The following is a 17,260-nucleotide window of genomic DNA, read 5'->3' as shown; positions in this document are numbered from 1 at the left end:
GGATGCGGGCGGCGCGCGTCGTGCGAGCGCCGCCGTCTGAACGGAAACCGTTATGTTAACGCGCCGGTGCGCCGTCGCGCTCAGAACCCGCCGTCGAGTTCGATCTTCGTGCCATCGAAGAAACGCGACAGACGAAACGCACGCGGATCGACGAGCGGCGTGTCGTTCGCCACGATGTCCGCCATCAGCTTGCCCGCGCCCGGACCGATGCCGAAGCCGTGCCCCGAAAATCCCGTCGCGATGAACGCGCCGCGCAGGCGCTCGACGCCCGATATCACGGGCACGGCATCCGGCGTCACGTCGATATAACCGGCCCACGACTGCGCCACCGGCGTGTTCGCCAGCACCGGAAAAATCGCACGGAATTCGGCGAGCGCGGCGTCGTTGAAGGAAGCGACCGGCGCCGGATCGAGCGTGCGCACGGTTTCGAATACGGTCGGCCGGTCGAGCGGCCAGCGGCGCGGCCGCCGCAGCTCTTCGAAGAAGCGCGCGCCGATACCGAGTTTGATCGAGCCGAACTGGCTCTTGAACGCGGGCAGGAACTTCGCGAAGAGCCGGAAGCTGTCGGGCGTGATGTCGTGGTAGCTGTGGAACGCGTTCGCGAGCGTGTAGCCGCCGTCGAGCCGCTTGCGATAACCCATGTCCTGATTGCACGCGCTGACCTCGGGACCGTCGGCGACCGGCGCCGTGCGCATGACCGACGAGCGCACCATCAGTTGCGGCACGTCGATGCCGAGATTCCCCGCGAAGCGCCGCGTCCAGGCGCCGCCCGCGACGACGACGCTCGCACAACGGATCAGCCCGTATTCCGTCACGACGCCGCTCACCGCGCCGCCGGCCGTTTCGACGCCGCGCGCCGCGCACGGCGTCAGCACCTTCACGCCGCGGCGTCGCAGCGCGTTCGCGATGGCGGGCGCGGCGCGCTGCGGTTCCGCGCGGCCGTCGGAGGGCGTGTAGATGCCGCCCGCGAAGCGGCGCGCGGAGCCGCGCATGAGCGACGCGGTTTCGTCGGCGGAGACGATGCGCGAATCGATGCCCTCGCGCCCGACGAGCCGCTGTGCCCGCGCGAGCCAGTCTTCGTGACCGGCGAGCGATTTGGCGTCGTCGGCGGCGTAGAGGATGCCGCATTGCCGGAAGCCCGTTTCGATGCCGAGCCTCGTGTCGATCTCGCGCCACAGCTTCAGGCTTTCCAGGCTCAGTTCCAGTTCGCGCAGGTCGCGATGCGTCGCGCGGCACCAGCCCCAGTTGCGGCTCGACTGCTCGCCCGCAATCTGGCCTTTCTCGCACAGCGCGACCGACAGCCCCTTCTCCGCGAGAAAGAGCGCGCTCGACACGCCGATGATTCCCCCGCCGATCACGACCACATCGGCACGTTCGGGCAACGCCCGGTCCTCGCTTACCTGTTCGACTTGCGGACCCATCCCGCCTCCATGACTTTCGATGTCTGCGCGCCGTTCCCCGATCCGCTAGGATGAAGAGGGCGCCCCGCGTTTCGCGCGCCGGTCAGGGCGAAAACGTTCGATGATAAGTGGCCGTTTAACATCCGTCGACCGTCCGGGCATCGCGCGTGCTGCACTCATCGGTTCGCACGCGCGAAAGACACGCCGCGCGGCGGCCAGTCGCAGCAAATCCACGTCACATTTTCTGGAGAACACTCGTGCAAAAGACAGCATCGGCAAAATGGAGCGGCGGCATCAAGGACGGCAAGGGTTTCATTTCGACGCAAACCGGCGTGCTGAAGGACGCGCCGTATGGCTTCCAGTCGCGCTTTGAAAGCGGCCCGGGCACCAACCCCGAAGAGCTGATCGGCGCGGCGCACGCGGGCTGCTTCACGATGGCGCTCTCGCTGCAACTCGAACAGGCCGGCATGAAGGCCGAAAGCCTGGAAACGAAGTCAACGGTCACGCTCGACAAAGTCGGCGACGGCTTTTCGATCACCGCCTGCCAGCTCGATCTGAAGGCGAAGATTCCCGGCGCCGACAAGGCCGCCTTCGAAAAGGCGGCGAATGCGGCGAAGGAGGGCTGCCCGGTGTCGAAACTCTTCGCCAATAACGCCAAGATCACGCTGAACGCGGAACTCGAATCCTGATGCATCGCGCGACGCGATGAAGCAGAAGGCGCGGCCCGGCCGCGCCTTTTTCATTGGGTCAGTTCGTCGATCATCAGCTTCGTCGCGGCCGACCGCGCCGCGCCGCGCCGCGTGACGATGCCGTAAGGCTCCGTGCGCGAGCGCACCGCGATGGCGAGGCGCCGGGCGAGCCCGTGCCCGGTGAGGAAGTGAGCCATGTCGAGTGGCATCAGCGAGACGAGCGTCGGGTCGCGTTGCAGCAGAAGGACGGTGGTGATGGTCGACGACGTTTCCACCGGATGCAGCGGCAGCGGCAAGCCCGCTTCCTTGAACTCGCGCTCGAACAGGCTTCGAAGCGGCATGATGCTCGGATAGACGATCCAGCGGCTTTGCGCGAGATCGGCGAGCGTGACGTCGGGCGCGTCGATCAGCGCGTGCGCGAGTCCCGCGACGATCGCCAGCGGCTCGTCGCGCAGTTCCACGTAATCGTAGTGATCCGGCTGGCGCGCGACGCTCGCGCGGCAGATCGCCAGATCGAGCCGTCCCTGGTCGAGCAGCGCAAGCAGGCGCGCGCTCGTGTCCTCCACCACTTCGACGGTCAGCGCGGGCTGCTTCGCGCGCAGGCGCGTGAGCGCGTCCACGAGCACGCCCGACACCGCGCCCATGATCGACCCGACCGCGAGCCGGCCGCCCGTGCCTTGTAGGATGCCCGCCATTTCCTCTCGCAGATGCGCGACGTCCATGTGAATCAGCCGCGCATAGCGGATCACGCAGCGTCCGAGTTCGTTCGGCTGGATGCCTTGCGGCGAGCGCGAGAAGAGCGTCGCGCCGAACGTGGCCTCGATCTCACGCAGCGCCTTGGTCGCGCCGGGCTGCGTGAGCGCCATTTCGTCGGCGGCGCGATGGAGCGACCCGTGTTCATCGAGCGCGATCAGCAGGCGAAGTTGCTTCAGGCGCAGGCGCGCGGCAATCGAATCGACGTTGGGCAGCATGGGGCAAGAGAGATGACTAGGGACAACGCGAAGATAACGGAAAGTTATCACGCGAGCAGCAGCTTTCATTATTCAAAGCGGCGCGCTTTCCCTACATTGGCGGGCAGACGCGCATGCGTCCTCGAACAACTGCATTGGTGGAGACCCGATGAAACTGCTGCGATACGGCGCCCCCGGCCGCGAAAAGCCCGGCCTGCTCGATAACACGCACACCGTGCGCGACCTGTCCGGCGTGATCGACGACGTCGCGGGCGACGCGCTCCTGCCCGAAACACTTGCGCGCCTGCGCAAGCTCGACCCGGCTACGCTGCCCGCCGTGCCGGCCGGCGAACGCATCGGTCCGTGCGTCGGGCGCATCGGCAAGTTCATCTGCATCGGCCTGAACTACGCGGATCACGCGGCCGAATCGGGCCTGCCCGTGCCGGCCGAGCCGGTCGTCTTCAACAAGTGGCTGTCGGCCGTGGTCGGCCCGAACGACGACGTGCGCATCCCGCGCGGATCGAAGAAGACCGACTGGGAAGTGGAACTGGGCGTCGTGATCGGCAAGGGCGGCGTGTATATCGATGAAGCCGACGCGCTTTCGCATGTCGCGGGCTATTGCGTGATCAACGACGTGTCGGAGCGCGAGTATCAAATCGAGCGCGGCGGCACCTGGGACAAGGGCAAGGGCTGCGATACGTTCGGCCCGATCGGGCCGTGGCTCGTCACCGCCGACGAAGTGCCCGATCCGCAGCGTCTCAGCTTGTGGCTCGAAGTCGACGGCAAGCGCTACCAGAACGGCAGCACGAGCACGATGATCTTCAACGTCGCGCACATTGTCTCGTATCTGAGCCGCTTCATGAGCCTGCAACCTGGCGACGTGATTTCGACGGGCACGCCGCCGGGCGTCGGCATGGGACAGAAGCCCGAACCGGTTTATCTGCGCGCGGGACAGACGATGCGTCTTGGCATCGAAGGACTCGGCGAGCAGCAGCAACGCACCGTCGATGCATGAGGAGAACGCGATGAACCAATACGACTTCACGAAGCGCGGCGCGGTGGTGACGGGCGGCGCGCAGGGCATCGGCCTCGCCGTGGCCGAGCGTTTGTTGCAGGGCGGCGCGCGCGTCGCGCTGTGGGATCGCGACGAAGGCGCGCTCGCCGCCGCGAAGCAAGCGCTCGCACATTTCGGCGACGTATTGACGGTCGTCGTCGACATCACGCAGCGCGATACCGTGCAGCAGGCGACCGATACGACCCTCGCGCGCTTCGGCGCCATCGACGTGCTCGTGCACAGCGCGGGCATCGCGGGCGCGAATGCGCCGCTCGCCGACTACGCGGCCGAGGAATGGTCGCGCGTGATCGACGTCGATCTGAACGCGACCTTCCATGTGAATCAGGCGATCGTTCGCACGATGATCGAGCGCGGGTATGGGCGCATCGTCAATATCGCGTCGATCGCGGGCAAGGAAGGCAATCCGAACGCGTCGGCCTATAGCGCGGCGAAGGCGGGCGTGATCGCGCTCACCAAGAGTCTCGGCAAGGAAACCGCGGCGCTCGACATCGCCGTCAACGCGATCACGCCGGCTGCCGCGCGCACGAAGATCTTCGAGCAGATGGCGCAGCAGCACATCGATTACATGCTCTCTAAGATTCCGCGCGGACGCTTCGTCGAAGTGAACGAGATCGCGTCGATGGTGGCGTGGCTCGTGTCGAAGGAGAACTCGTTCACGACGGGCGCGGTGTTCGACCTGTCGGGAGGACGGGCGACTTACTGACACCGACACGCTCAAGAAAAACATCAAGGAGACAACCGTGGAAACCCTATCGTCCGCCGTCCCGCAGACCGCGACTCACGACGACGCACAGCTCTACCGCAAGGTGTTCTGGCGTTTCGTGCCGCTCTTCGTGGCGTGCTTCGTGTTCTCGTATCTCGACCGCATCAACATCAGCTTCGCGAAGCTGCAGATGCAGAGCGAACTCGGTTTCAGCGATGCCGTCTATGGCTTCGGCGCGAGCGTGTTCTTCGTCGGCTACTTCCTCTTCGAGGTGCCGAGCAACATCGTGCTGCATCGCGTGGGCGCGAAACGCTGGATCGCGCGGATCATGATCACGTGGGGAATCGCGTCGGCGGCGATGATGTTCGTGCGCACCGAAACGTGGTTCTACGTGCTGCGTTTTCTGATCGGCGGGCTGGAAGCGGGGTTCGTGCCGGGCGCGCTCTACTTCTTCACGAAGTGGTTTCCCTCGTCGCGGCGCGGGCGCATCAACTCGTTCTTCATGGCGTCGATCGCGCTCTGCGGCATCATCGGCAGCCCGCTTTCCGGCGCGATCATGAAGTTCTGCGATGGCCTGAACGGCATGCCCGGCTGGCAGTGGCTGTTCCTCCTCGAAGGCATTCCGTCGATCGTGCTCGGGATCGTCGTGCTCGTGATGGTCGACGACAGCATCGAGAAAGCGAAATGGCTCGATGCCGGCGAAAAGCGCGCACTCACTGAGCAACTCGCACGTGATCCAAAGGTGGGAGAAGTGCATTCGCTGAAGGCCGCGTTCAAGGAGCCGGTCACGCTCGTGATGGCGGTGATCTACCTGTTCCTCGCGATGGGCATCTACGGCCTCGTCTTCTGGATGCCGCAGCTCGTGAAGACGGCCGGCACCACCGACACCTTCGCGATCGGGCTGATCTCGATGCTGCCTTACGCGGTCGCGGGCATCGGCATGATCCTGATCGGCAAGAACTCGGACCGCACCGGCGAGCGTCGCTGGCACCTCGGCGCCTGTGCGTTCGCGGGCGCTGTCGGCTATGTGCTGTGCGGTTTCTTTCCGACCAACACGGTGATGCTCGTGATCGGCCTCACGATTGCGGCGACCGGCATCATCACGTCGCTGGGTCTTTTCTGGATCCTGCCGACGCGCTTTCTTTCCGGCATCGCGGCGGCGAGCGGCATCGCGCTCATCAACTCGGTCGGGCAGTTCGGCGGCATCATCAGCCCGTACATGGTCGGCAAGGTCAAAATGCTGACCGGCAGCGCGACGCCCGGTCTCTATGCCATCGCCGTGGCGTGCCTGCTGGGCTCGGTGCTCATTCTGTGGGGTCTGCCCAAGCGCCTTTACTTCCGCGAAAACGCGAGCGAGTGAGCGGCTAAAGCGTTGACGCGCCGGGGTTCGAAACCCGGCGCGATCTCGATACCGCGTTTCGTCATACCGGTCGATGAATCTCGGTCGGCACGCGGTCACGGGCGCTCCGTCTCGTGCGCAAAAACCGTCGAAGCGCGATCGCGCATCGTTTTTCGTTATGATGCCCCGGTGTCCGCGCGCGCCGCGCGCCAACAAGAACGATCGCCGGAGCGCCGATGAAATTCAAATTCGACTGGACCGTCATCTCGCCCATCGTCGCGCTCGCCGTGCTCGGCCTCGCGATCGTGGTGACGAACGGCATGCTGCTCGTGCTCGCCGGCGTCGCGCTCGCCTTCGCGGTGTTCGCGGCGGTGCATCACGCGGAAGTGATCGCGCATCGGGTAGGCGAGCCGTTCGGCACGCTGGTGCTCGCGGTGGCGGTGACGGTCATCGAAGTGGCGCTGATCGTCTCGGTGATGCTCACGGGCGGTCCCGAGAAAGCCGCCTTGCCGCGCGATACCGTGTTCGCCGCGATCATGATCGTGAGCAACGGGATCGTCGGGCTCTGTCTGCTCGTCGGCGGCTTGCGGCATCACGTTCAGGACTTTCAGTTGCAGGGCGCGAGCGCATCGCTTGCGATTCTCTGCGCGCTCTCGGTGCTCACGCTCGTGCTGCCGAATTTCACGAGCACGGTGAGCGGGCCGGTGCTGTCGATTTCGCAACTGGTGTTCGTCGGCGTGATTTCGCTCGTGCTCTACATCGTGTTCGTGTTCGTGCAGACGGTGCGGCATCGCGATTATTTCCTGCCGCCCGTCCCTGTGCGCGCGCCGGATTTCGTCGACGACGAAGTGCACGCGCCGCCGCCTTCTGCCGGTCACGCGTGGGCGGCGGTCGCGTTGCTGCTGCTGTCGCTCGTGTCGGTGGTGGGGCTCGCGAAACTGCTGTCGCCGGCGGTCGAGGCGGGCGTGGCGAAGGCCGGTGCGCCGGAAGCGGTGGTCGGCGTGGTCATCGCGGCGCTCGTGCTGCTGCCTGAAGGGCTTGCCGCCTTGCGCGCCGCGCGGCTCAACCGCCTCCAGACTTCCCTCAATCTCGCGCTGGGGTCGGCCCTTGCCAGCATCGGGCTGACGATTCCGGCCGTGGCCGTCGTTTCCATCGCCATCGGGCAACCGATCGCGCTCGGGCTCGATTCGAAGGAAATCGTGATGCTCTCGCTGACGCTGCTCGTCAGCGTCATTACGCTTGGCACCGGGCGCTCGACGGTGCTGCAAGGCGTGGTCCATCTGGTTATCTTCGCGACCTTCCTGTTCCTGTCGGTGGTGCCGTAGACCGGACGAGGTTCCCCGTGCCTTCGGCGCCCGCGAACCACTTTTGAGCTAACATTCAGGGTTTTTACGCGAAACGTGCCGCCGCGCGCGCTTCGCAATGGCATCGGCTGCATTTGCAGTACGCATCAACAGCAAGTTCGAAGGAATGGAATGTCTCAGAAGAAAGCAGTATCGCTCGCCGTCCGGGCGCTCGCCGGCGCGTTGATCGCCTCGGCTTCGTTCGCCGCAGGCGCGAAGGAAATCACGCAAATCCGCTTCGCCGTCGATCCGTCGTATCCGCCGTTCGAATCGAAACTCGCCGACGGCACGCTCGCCGGCTTCGACATCGATCTCGGCAACGCGCTCTGCGCCGAAATGAAAGTGAAATGCGTGTGGGTCGAAAACAATTTCGACGGCATGATCCCCGGCCTCAAGGCCCGCAAGTTCGACGCGGTGCTCTCCGACATGGGCATCACCGAGGAACGCCTCAAGCAGATCGATTTCACCGATCCGCTCTACGACACCCACGCGCAACTCGTCGCGCGCGCCGGTTCGGGCATCCTGCCGACGCCGCAATCGCTCAAGGGCAAACGCGTCGGCGTCGAGCAGGGTTCCGTGCAGGAGCGCTATGCGAAGCTCAAATGGGAGCCGCAGGGCGCGACCGTCGTGCCTTACGCAGATCAGGAACAGGTGGAAGCCGACCTCGTCGCCGGCCGTATCGACGCGATGTTCACCGATGCCGCGCAAGCCGCCATCGGCTTCCTGAAGAAGCCGCAGGGCAAGCCGTTCGCGCTCGTCGGCACGATCGTCGAAGACAAGGCGGTCATCGGTCCGGGCACGGCTATCGGCCTGCGCAAGGGCGACGCCGAACTGAAGCAGGGCCTGAACCAGGCGTTCGCGAACATGAAGAAGAACGGCACCTTCAAGCGCATCATGGCGAAGTACTTCGCGACCGACGTCTCGGTGCAGTAATCGCCCGGTCGTCTTTTGCAGCACCCTGAAAAAGGCATCGCTCGCGATGCCTTTTTTCCATTCACGACGCGCATTTCAAGGCTCATGCAGACCCGAATCCATCCTCTGATCTCGACCACGCTCGGGACCGCGCGCACGCTCACAAGCCATCACTTCGGCCCGGACGATGCATCGCGCAGGGTCTATATCCAGGCGTCGCTGCACGCGGACGAACTGCCGGGCATGGTCGTCGCGTGGTATTTGAAGCGGCATTTCGCCCAACTGGAGCGCGATGGCCGGCTGCGCGCGCAGATCGTCCTCGTGCCGGTCGCGAATCCGGCCGGACTGAACCAGCACTGGTTCGGCACGCAGATGGGCCGCTTCGACATGCAATCCGGGCAGGACTTCAACCGCAGTTTTCCGGCGCTCGGGCCGATGCTCACGCAACGGCTCGAAGACCAGCTCGGCGCCGACCCGCAGCACAATCTGCGCGTCATTCGCGCGGCGCTACGCGAGCAACTCGCCGCGCTGCCTGCCGCGACCGAACTGGCGTCGCAACGCATCGCGCTGATGACGCTCGCGTGCGATGCGGATCTCGTCATCGACCTGCATTGCGACTGGGAAGCCGTCGCGCATCTCTACACGACGCCCGATGCGTGGCCGCTCGTCGAACCGCTTGCGCGCTATCTCGGCAGCGAGGCGCAATTGATCGCGGAGGTGTCCGGCGGCGAGCCATTCGACGAAGCGTGCTCGGAGACGTGGTCGCTCCTTCGCGACACCTTCGCCGACCGCTTTCCGATTCCGATTGCCACGCGCGCCGTCACGCTGGAGTTGCGCGGCACGCGCGACGTGTCGCACGAATGGGCCGCGCACGACGCGCACGCGATCGTCGACTATCTGATTCATGCGGGCTTGGTCGAAGGCCGCGCGGCCGAACTGCCGCCGCTGCGCGCGCCCGCCACGCCGCTCGCTTCATGCGAGTACCTCAGCGCGTCGTGTTCCGGTGTGATCCTGCATGCGCGGCAAGTTGGCGAACGCGTGAGGGCCGGCGACACGATCGCCGACGTGCTCGATCCGCTCGAAGACCGGCTCGTGCCGCTTGTCGCGCGCACGGACGGCCTGCTCTATGCGCGCCACTCGACGCGCTTCGCGACCGCGGGCATGCTCGTCGCGCGCATCGCCGGGAATGGCGCGCCGAGGCAGGGCGATCTGCTCGTGCCCTGAGCCTCAATCCATCGCCGCATGCGCGAGCGTTTCGTCCGGCACCTTCTTCGCCGGCCGGATCAGCAGGACGAGCGGCACGACGAGCAGCGTCGCGACGAACATCAGCTTGAAGTCGTTCAGATACGCGATCATCGCGGCCTGCTGCGTGATCGACTGGTTGAGCACCGCCATGTCATAGATCGAGCCGTTCGCCAGCATCGGCTGCATCGCCGGATTGAACGCGGTCACGTTCGCCGCGAGGTCCGCGTGCGCGATCTGCGTGTTGCGCGTCATCAGCGTCTGCACGATCGAAATGCCGATGCTGCTGCCGATATTGCGCATCAGGCTATACGTGGCCGTGCCGTCGGCGCGCAGTTCGGGCGTAAGCGTCGAGAACGACAGCGCGGAGAGCGGCACGAACACGAGCCCGAGGCCGAAGCCCTGGATCACGCCCGGCCACACGATGTCCGACGCCGACAGCACGATGGTGTAATGCATCATCTGCCAGAGCGCGAACGCCGAGATCAAGAAGCCCGCGAGCAGCATCAGCCGCGCGTCGAAACGCTTGAGCAGGCGTCCGGCGAACATCATCGCGATCATCGTGCCCGCGCCGCTCGGCGCCGTGACGAGCCCCGTCGTCGCGACGGGGTAGTTCATCAGGTTCTGCAGCATGGGCGGCAGGAGCGCGCGCGTCGCGTACATCACCGCGCCGATCACGAAGATGAACGACACGCCGGTCGCGAAGTTGCGATCCTTCAGCAACTCGTAGCGGAAGAACGATTTCCTGCCCGCCGTCGCCGTGTGCGCGATGAAGAACGCGAAGCTGATCGCGGCGAGGATCGCCTCGACGCGGATTTCCAGCGAGCCGAACCAGTCGAGCTGTTCGCCGCGATCGAGCATTGCCTGGAACGCGCCGATCGCGAGACCCAGCGTGGCGAAGCCGAAGGCATCGAACTTGACGCCGTGCTTCGGCTCGCGCGCAGGCAGGAACGTCAACACGCCGAAGAGCGCGAACGCGCCGATCGGCACGTTGATGAAGAACACCCAGCGCCAGTTGTAGCTGTCGGTGAGCCAGCCGCCGAGCGTGGGACCGAGAATCGGGCCGACCATCACGCCCATGCCCCACACGGCCATCGCCTGACCCTGCTTCTCGCGCGGATTGATGTCGAGCAGGATCGACTGCGAGAGCGGCACGAGCGACGCGCCGAAGATGCCCTGCAAGAGCCGCGAGCCGACGATCTGCGCGAGCGTCTCCGAAAGGCCGCAGAACGCCGACGCAATCGTAAAGCCCGCGATCGACAATGCGAGCAGGCGCTTGACGCTCAGGCGGTCGGAAAGCCAGCCGGTGAGCGGCGTGGCGATCGCGGCCGCGACGATGTAGGAGGTCAGCACCCAGGTGATCTCGTCCTGCGACGCCGACAGGCTGCCTTGCATATGCGGCAGCGCCACGTTCGCGATGGTGCTGTCGAGCGTCTGGATCAGCGTCGCGAGCATGATCGAGACGGTGAGCATGGGCCGGTTGATCGGCGCGGCTGCGCTCGCCGGAGCGGCTTCGGAAGACATTTGAAAGGGATCGCCGATAAATGATAAGCATGCTTATTATAAGGCGGTCTTCACGCGCGGGACGCGCCGGCTTCCCTATAATCACGCGATGCAAACCCAACTCGACAAGCGCTTCGGCTTTCTCGTGTCCGATGTCGGCCGGCTGGTCGGCAAGCGGTTCGACGATCTCGCAAAGTCGTCGCTCGATTTGACGCGCGCGCAATGCCGCGCGCTCGCGTATCTCTCGCATTACGGCGAGATGAATCAGGCGCGGCTCGCGGACCTGCTCGAAGTCGCGCCGATCTCGGCCGGGCGGCTGTTGGACCGCATGGAAGAGGGCGGCTGGATCGAACGCAGGTTCAATCCCGGCGACCGTCGCGAGCGGCAGGTCCGCATGACGGCGAAGGCGCAGAAGGCGCTGAACGCGGCGCGGCGCGTCGGCGATGAAATCGCGGCCGAGGCGCTCACGGGCTTCAGCGCAGAGGAAAGCGAGCAGCTGATCGCGCTGCTCGCGCGGGTGCGTTCGAATCTCAGCACGATCGTGGACCGCTAGCTTCGTTCAGGTTCAGATCACATTGAGCATCGCGAGCGCTGTTTCCTGCAGCGGATGCAGCACGCGGGCGAGCGCCGCTTCCTTCGTCTCCTTGCCGATCAGCATGTTGGTGCTGAGCGCCGCAACCACCTCGCCGTGGCGGTCCTTCATCGGCACCGCGATGCCCCTCACGCCCAGTTGCAACTGCTCTTCGATCACCGCGAAGCCGTCGGCGCGCGCCTGCCGGATCTTCTCGTGCAGCTTCGTCTTGTTGGTCATCGTCTGGGGCGTGAAAGGCTTGAGCTCGGTATCGTCGAGCCATTGGCGGACCGCGTCTTCGTCGGGCTTGTGCGCGAGCAGCACGACGCCCGGCGAAGTCAGCGGCGCAGGGACGCGCGCGCCGAGCACGAAGCCCGTCGTCATGACGCGCGAGGTGCCGTTGCGCGCGATGAACACCAGCTCCCACTCGTCGAGCACGCTCACATAAACCGATTCGCCAAGCGTCGCGCTCAGCTGCTGCAGATACGGCTGCACGGTGCGCGGCAGCCGCGCGGAATCGAAATACGACCAACCGACCCGCAGCACGCGCGGCGTCAGCCCGAACAGCTTGCCGTCGGTTTGCACGTAGCCGAGATGCTCCAGCGTCAGCAGATAACGCCGCGCGGCCGTGCGCGTGAGGCCCGTGCGCATCGCGGCTTGCGTCGGCGTCATGCGGGCGTGCTGGTCGTCGAACGCTTCCAGGATCGCCAGGCCCTTCTCCAGTCCGGCGATCCAGTCGCGCTTGTCGAGCGGTGTCTTTGTCATGAGCAATAACCCTGGTTTCGTGCGATCAGTGAACCGATATGCGCGATTATCGCGCGCTTGCGCACGTTTCACTGTGTCACGTCGGTATCGGCGCTCCTATGCTTCGCGCATTCGAACAGCCAGGACCCCGACATCATGCCCATCACCGGCACGACCCGACTCTTCTTCTGCATCGCCGATCCCGTCGATCAGGTGCGCGCGCCAGAAGTCTTCAACTCGATTTTTGCGCGCCACGGCATCGACGCCGCGATGGTGCCGTTGCGCGTGCCCGCCGCGCGGCTCGAAGCGACGCTGCGCGCGCTGCTCGACTCGCCGACGGTCGGCGGCGTGTCGCTTTCGATTCCGCATAAGGCGGCGGCCACGAGCATCGTCGATCATGCGTCGCCTGCCGCGCTCGCCGCAAACGCGGTCAACGCCGTGCGCCGCAACGCGGCGGGCGAACTCGAAGGCGAACTGTTCGACGGCGTCGGCTTCATGCGCTCGCTCGCGCGCGCCGGCATCGCCTATGCGGGGCGGCGCGTGCTCGTGCTGGGCGCGGGCGGCGCGGCATCGGCGGTGACGACGGCGCTGGCGGCGGCCGGCGTCGGCGAGATCGCGCTCTTCGATCCGGACCGCGCGAAGGCGCAACAACTCGCGGCGCTGCTGCGGCGCGACTTCGGCATCGCCGCCGCCGACGTGTCCTCGAACGATCCGGCGGGCTACGACGTCGTCGTCAACGCGTCGCCGCTCGGCCTCAAGGACAGCGATCCGCTGCCGGTCGACGTCGCGCGGATCGACGCGAAGGCGGCCGTCTGCGACATCCTGATGAAGAACCAGCCGACGCCGCTTTTGCGCGCCGCGCGCTCGCGCGGCCTGACGGCCGAGCCGGGCTTCGACATGCTGATCTTGCAGACGCCGCTCTATCTCGATTTCTTCGGCTATCCCGAACTCGCCGAGTCCGTGCGCGCCGACGATTCGTCCCTGCGGGAGCTGCTCGTCCCCGAAGCGCTGCGCCGCTCCGGCACCGTCGCGAACGCCGGCTGAACGGCGCTGAAAATTTTAACCAAATGGTTAGTGCTAACCCCCGAAACGTTCGTTAATCGGACTTATGCGTTCGATAATCGCGCAAAATCGGATGGAAGCCATTGCCGGCGGAGTCGCCGTCTCATATTCTCCACTCACCGCGACGCGACCCATGCACGAACTATCGGAAGCGTTGCCGGATGAGGGAAAGACAGCGTTCCATCCGGCCTGTCGTTCGCAACAAGCGCCCCCGTGAAGACGCGAGCGAAGACACACTGAAGATTCAATCGATTCATCCATACTGGAGACAAACATGGCTAGTTCCATGGACCACGAGCCGCAGGGCGAGCATCAGGCAAAGAAGGCCACCGCGAGCGGCTGGATCGGCTCGGCGCTAGAGTACTACGACTTCTTCATTTATGCGCAGGCTGCCGCGCTGATCTTCCCGCAACTGTTCTTCCCCTCGGGCGATCCGAAGACCGCGATCGTCGCGTCGCTTGCGACTTATGGCGTCGGTTACGTGGCGCGTCCGATCGGCGCGTTCGTCCTCGGTCACTGGGGCGACACGCACGGCCGTAAAACCGTCCTCCTGATCTGCATGTTCCTGATGGGTGCGTCGACGATGGCAGTCGGCCTCCTGCCGACCTATCACCAGATCGGCATGGCCGCGCCGGCGATGCTCGTGGTGCTGCGCCTAATCCAGGGTTTCGCCGTTGCGGGTGAAATCTCCGGCGCGAGTTCGATGATTCTCGAACACGCTCCGTTCGGACGCCGTGGCTATTACGCGAGCTTCACGCTGCAAGGCGTGCAGGCCGGACAGATCCTGGCCGCCGCTGTGTTCCTGCCGCTTGCCTACTTCATGCCGGAGGATTCGTTCAATTCGTGGGGCTGGCGCATTCCGTTCCTGATGTCCGCGGGTGTGCTGTTCGCGGGTTACATCATCCGTCGCGAAGTGAAGGAAACGCCCGCATTCGCGAAGGAAGCCGGCGAAACGCAAGTGCCGAAGTCGCCGATCAAGGAAGCGTTCAAGTACAGCTCGAAGGACATGTTCCGCGTCGTCTGCATGGCGCTGATGAACGTGATCCCGGTCGTCGCGACGATCTTCGGCGCGGCCTACGCGGTGCAGGCTTCGTATGGCATCGGCTTCAGCAAGAGCGTGTACCTGTGGATTCCGGTCGCCGGCAACATTCTCGCGGTGCTGGTGATTCCCTACGTCGGCGATTTGTCGGACCGGATCGGCCGACGCCTGCCGGTGATGGTCGGCGCGATCGGCTCGGGGCTGCTCTCGTTCGGTTACTTGTGGGCGATCAGCATCCATAACGTGCCGCTCGCGATCGTGATGTCGCTTCTCATGTGGGGCGTGGTGTATCAAGGCTATAACGCGATCTTCCCGAGTTTCTATCCGGAACTGTTCCCGACCCGCTCGCGCGTCTCGGCGATGGCGATTGCGCAGAACGTCGGTACGCTCATTACGGCGCTCTTGCCTGCACTCTTCGCGCTGGTCGCGCCGCCGGGATCGACGAACATCCCGCTGACGGTCGGCTCGATCACCCTGGCGGTGACGGTGATTGCGGCACTGGCAGCGTATAGCGCTCGCGAGACGTATCGGATTCACCTGAACGATCTCGGCGAGCCGGACGCGGTGCCGATCGACAACCGTGACTACGAGCGCCTGCGCGCCCAGACGATGGCGGAGGAGAAGCTGCAGAAGGCGTCTGCCTGATAGCGGGGAGTCGATATAACGAAGAAGGCCACGCTTGCGCGTGGCCTTCTTCGTTTGGCGGGACCGTTATCCCCCAACCGTTTGCGTCGGCAGCGGCCGTCCGTCGACCAGCGCCTTGCCGTATTCGATTGCAAATGAGCACGCCACCGTGGCGGAGGCGAACTTGCCGAGCGGTCCCATCGCGCGTCGGATGCCGTTCGGCTTCTCGACGAGTAACAGCACGTTGAAGGCCTCGGGCGTTCGGGAAACGATCGGCGTCAGCCCCCAGCCCTTGTATTCGATTGGAGTTCCGTCCATTGCGAGTCTCCTTGCCGTGCGGCGTCGTCGGGAGTCACAAGACTAGGCTTGCGCACGAGCGTGCGAAACCCCGCATAAGCAGGTGTCGGAGTGGGGGCGCGCAGGTTCAGAGCGGTTCAGAACGGACGTCGAGTTCCTCGAAGCGCTTCCAGCGGTACACCGCCGCCGACAGCAGCCAGCACAGCACGAAGACCCCGACGATCAGATAGCCGATCATCCCGAAGTTGGCGTTCAGGTTCGCGATGCCGTCCCAGAACGCGCCGCCCGGATGCAGCTTGTCCGCGACGAGACCGAGCGCTTCCACCGATGCGATCAAAAGCGCAACGATCACCGAGATCGTCGTGACGGTGATGTTGTAGTAGAGCTTGCGCACGGGCTTCACGTAGGCCCAGCCGTAAGCGCCGAGCATCAGGATGCTATCGGTCGTGTCGACGAGCGTCATGCCCGCCATGAACAGCACCGGGAACACCAGGATCGACCAGACCGGCATGCCCTGCGTCGCGCCCGCCGCCGACAGCCCGAGCAGGCTGATCTCCGTGGCGGTATCGAAGCCGAGCGCAAACAAGAAGCCGACGAAGTACATGTGCCAGCTCTTCCTGACGAGCCGAAAGAGCGGTCTGAAAAGACGCGCCAGCAAGCCGCGTCCGGCGAGCAGCATGTCGAAATCTTCGTCGGCGTAGCGTTCGCCGCGTCGCACGCGCGCGAAGGCGCGCAGCACCGAGCGCAGGATCGCGAGATTCATCAGCGCGATCGCGAAGAGGAAACACACGGAGACGAGCGCGCCGATCAGCGAACCGATTTCGCGGAAGCCCGAGAGGCGCGTCTGGAGCGCGGTCGCCGTCGCGGCAATGAAGAGCGACGCGAGCACGACGATCGTCGAATGTCCGAGCGAGAACGCGAGGCCGACCGCGATCGGTCGTTCGCCGGCTTGCATCAGCTTGCGCGTGACGTTGTCGATGGCGGCGATGTGATCGGCGTCCACCGCGTGACGCAGCCCGAACGAGTACGCAAGGAGACTCGTGCCCAACAGGAGCGGATGACCGTGGAAGGTCATGAAGGCCCAGCCCCATGCAAGCACGTTGAACGCGATGAGGAGCGCGTAAAGGCCCGCGATCCTGCGACGCAGCGTGCCACGTTCACTACCGAACAATGCTTTGACAGGGAAGGACATCGGTTCTCCAGAGAGGACCGCACAGAATAATACTTTTCATAAATATCGTCACACTGTCAAAACGATCGGATAGCATGAAAGCCGACTGGCCGATGGCCGCAAGGAGGACCTATGCAAAGAATCACGATCACCATCGACGACGAGCTGCTCGCCGTCGTCGATTCATTGATGGACGCGCGCGGCTACGCGAGCCGTTCGGAAGCGCTGCGCGACATCGTGCGCGAGAGTCAGGCGCGCGAGTCCGCGGACGATTCGCGCAGGCAATGCATCGCGACGCTCACCTATGTCTACGACCACGCGACACGCGATCTCGCCCGCCGCATCACGCAGGCGCATCATGATCGCCACGATCTGTCGGTGGCGAGCATGCGGGTGCATCTGGATCACGAGAGCCTGCTGGAATCGTCGGTGCTGCGCGGCCGGGCGCACGACGTGACGGCGTTTGCGAACAGTGTGACGAGCCAGCGCGGAGTGCGCTACGCGCATCTGCATACGATTCCCGCGACCATCGAGCGCGCGCGGCATCATCACGGCGACGATGCCGCGCAGCACGAACACCTGCACGTCTGACGCGC

General features: G+C 65.0%; 17 protein-coding genes. 11 read left to right on the top strand and 6 right to left on the bottom strand.

Going from position 1 to position 17,260, the window contains the following annotated elements; translation table 11 throughout:
- Positions 1 to 80: 80 nt before the first annotated feature.
- On the bottom strand, positions 81 to 1,421 hold the full coding sequence (locus QCE48_RS25195; protein WP_309783022.1) for an FAD-binding oxidoreductase: 1,341 nt from the start codon (positions 1,419 to 1,421) through the stop codon (positions 81 to 83).
- Positions 1,422 to 1,657: 236 nt separating this feature from the next.
- Between QCE48_RS25195 and QCE48_RS25190 the strand changes: the two genes are divergently transcribed.
- Entirely contained in the window at positions 1,658 to 2,089 is a 432-nt protein-coding gene (locus QCE48_RS25190; protein ID WP_062632447.1) for an OsmC family protein, read from the top strand.
- Positions 2,090 to 2,139: 50 nt separating this feature from the next.
- Here QCE48_RS25190 and QCE48_RS25185 read toward each other — a convergent pair whose 3' ends face one another.
- Positions 2,140 to 3,060 carry a LysR family transcriptional regulator gene (locus tag QCE48_RS25185; RefSeq protein WP_309783019.1) on the bottom strand — a complete coding sequence of 307 codons (921 nt, stop codon included), beginning with the start codon at positions 3,058 to 3,060 and terminating at the stop codon, positions 2,140 to 2,142.
- A gap of 148 nt (positions 3,061 to 3,208) precedes the next feature.
- Between QCE48_RS25185 and QCE48_RS25180 the strand changes: the two genes are divergently transcribed.
- The 6 genes from QCE48_RS25180 (at position 3,209) to QCE48_RS25155 (ending at position 9,635) form a co-directional block, all read left to right on the top strand.
- Complete coding sequence (locus QCE48_RS25180) at positions 3,209 to 4,054, top strand: ureidoglycolate lyase (protein WP_309783018.1); 846 nt, start codon at positions 3,209 to 3,211, stop codon at positions 4,052 to 4,054.
- A 10-nt stretch (positions 4,055 to 4,064) separates the two neighbouring features.
- The gene (locus QCE48_RS25175; RefSeq protein WP_309783017.1) at positions 4,065 to 4,817 is read left to right on the top strand and encodes an SDR family NAD(P)-dependent oxidoreductase; all 753 of its coding nucleotides are present in this window, start codon (positions 4,065 to 4,067) and stop codon (positions 4,815 to 4,817) included.
- Positions 4,818 to 4,854: 37 nt separating this feature from the next.
- Positions 4,855 to 6,177, top strand: coding sequence for an MFS transporter (locus tag QCE48_RS25170; RefSeq protein WP_309783015.1), 1,323 nt, complete (start codon positions 4,855 to 4,857; stop codon positions 6,175 to 6,177).
- Between the two features lie 215 nt (positions 6,178 to 6,392).
- The gene (locus tag QCE48_RS25165) at positions 6,393 to 7,481 is read left to right on the top strand and encodes an ionic transporter y4hA (protein WP_309783014.1); all 1,089 of its coding nucleotides are present in this window, start codon (positions 6,393 to 6,395) and stop codon (positions 7,479 to 7,481) included.
- Positions 7,482 to 7,631: 150 nt separating this feature from the next.
- Complete coding sequence (locus tag QCE48_RS25160) at positions 7,632 to 8,432, top strand: ABC transporter substrate-binding protein (protein ID WP_309783012.1); 801 nt, start codon at positions 7,632 to 7,634, stop codon at positions 8,430 to 8,432.
- Positions 8,433 to 8,516: 84 nt separating this feature from the next.
- A complete protein-coding gene (locus tag QCE48_RS25155; protein ID WP_309783010.1) occupies positions 8,517 to 9,635 on the top strand; it encodes a M14 family metallopeptidase in 1,119 nt (372 codons plus the stop codon).
- 3 nt (positions 9,636 to 9,638) lie between these two features.
- On the opposite strand, the gene QCE48_RS25150 is transcribed toward QCE48_RS25155, so the two are convergent.
- Positions 9,639 to 11,177 (bottom strand): DHA2 family efflux MFS transporter permease subunit, encoded by a 1,539-nt coding sequence (locus QCE48_RS25150; protein ID WP_309783008.1) that lies wholly within the window; start codon positions 11,175 to 11,177, stop codon positions 9,639 to 9,641.
- 88 nt (positions 11,178 to 11,265) lie between these two features.
- Between QCE48_RS25150 and QCE48_RS25145 the strand changes: the two genes are divergently transcribed.
- Positions 11,266 to 11,709, top strand: a complete 444-nt coding sequence (locus QCE48_RS25145) for a MarR family winged helix-turn-helix transcriptional regulator (RefSeq protein WP_087633423.1) — start codon at positions 11,266 to 11,268, stop codon at positions 11,707 to 11,709.
- A 12-nt stretch (positions 11,710 to 11,721) separates the two neighbouring features.
- On the opposite strand, the gene QCE48_RS25140 is transcribed toward QCE48_RS25145, so the two are convergent.
- On the bottom strand, positions 11,722 to 12,492 hold the full coding sequence (locus QCE48_RS25140) for an IclR family transcriptional regulator C-terminal domain-containing protein (protein WP_309783007.1): 771 nt from the start codon (positions 12,490 to 12,492) through the stop codon (positions 11,722 to 11,724).
- A 135-nt stretch (positions 12,493 to 12,627) separates the two neighbouring features.
- Between QCE48_RS25140 and QCE48_RS25135 the strand changes: the two genes are divergently transcribed.
- Positions 12,628 to 13,515 (top strand): shikimate dehydrogenase, encoded by an 888-nt coding sequence (locus tag QCE48_RS25135; protein ID WP_309783003.1) that lies wholly within the window; start codon positions 12,628 to 12,630, stop codon positions 13,513 to 13,515.
- A 292-nt stretch (positions 13,516 to 13,807) separates the two neighbouring features.
- Positions 13,808 to 15,217 (top strand): MFS transporter, encoded by a 1,410-nt coding sequence (locus QCE48_RS25130; RefSeq protein ID WP_309783002.1) that lies wholly within the window; start codon positions 13,808 to 13,810, stop codon positions 15,215 to 15,217.
- 66 nt (positions 15,218 to 15,283) lie between these two features.
- Here the strand turns inward: QCE48_RS25130 and QCE48_RS25125 are convergent, their stop codons facing one another.
- Both QCE48_RS25125 and QCE48_RS25120 read right to left on the bottom strand, forming a co-directional pair.
- Positions 15,284 to 15,514: a hypothetical protein gene (locus QCE48_RS25125; protein ID WP_087633414.1), complete on the bottom strand. Its 231-nt coding sequence runs from the start codon at positions 15,512 to 15,514 to the stop codon at positions 15,284 to 15,286.
- Between the two features lie 106 nt (positions 15,515 to 15,620).
- The gene (locus QCE48_RS25120; RefSeq protein WP_309783001.1) at positions 15,621 to 16,685 is read right to left on the bottom strand and encodes a HoxN/HupN/NixA family nickel/cobalt transporter; all 1,065 of its coding nucleotides are present in this window, start codon (positions 16,683 to 16,685) and stop codon (positions 15,621 to 15,623) included.
- 111 nt (positions 16,686 to 16,796) lie between these two features.
- Here QCE48_RS25120 and nikR point away from each other — a divergent pair, with 111 nt between their 5' ends.
- Positions 16,797 to 17,255, top strand: coding sequence for a nickel-responsive transcriptional regulator NikR (gene nikR, locus QCE48_RS25115; RefSeq protein WP_309783000.1), 459 nt, complete (start codon positions 16,797 to 16,799; stop codon positions 17,253 to 17,255).
- Positions 17,256 to 17,260: the final 5 nt, after the last annotated feature.

Origin of the sequence: Caballeronia sp. LZ024 (assembly GCF_031451455.1) — a bacterium.
In the GTDB taxonomy this organism is placed as follows: Bacteria; Pseudomonadota; Gammaproteobacteria; order Burkholderiales; family Burkholderiaceae; genus Caballeronia; species Caballeronia telluris.
The sequence above is the reverse complement of the archived record's forward strand: the minus strand, read 5'-3'. Positions and strand labels throughout refer to the sequence as shown.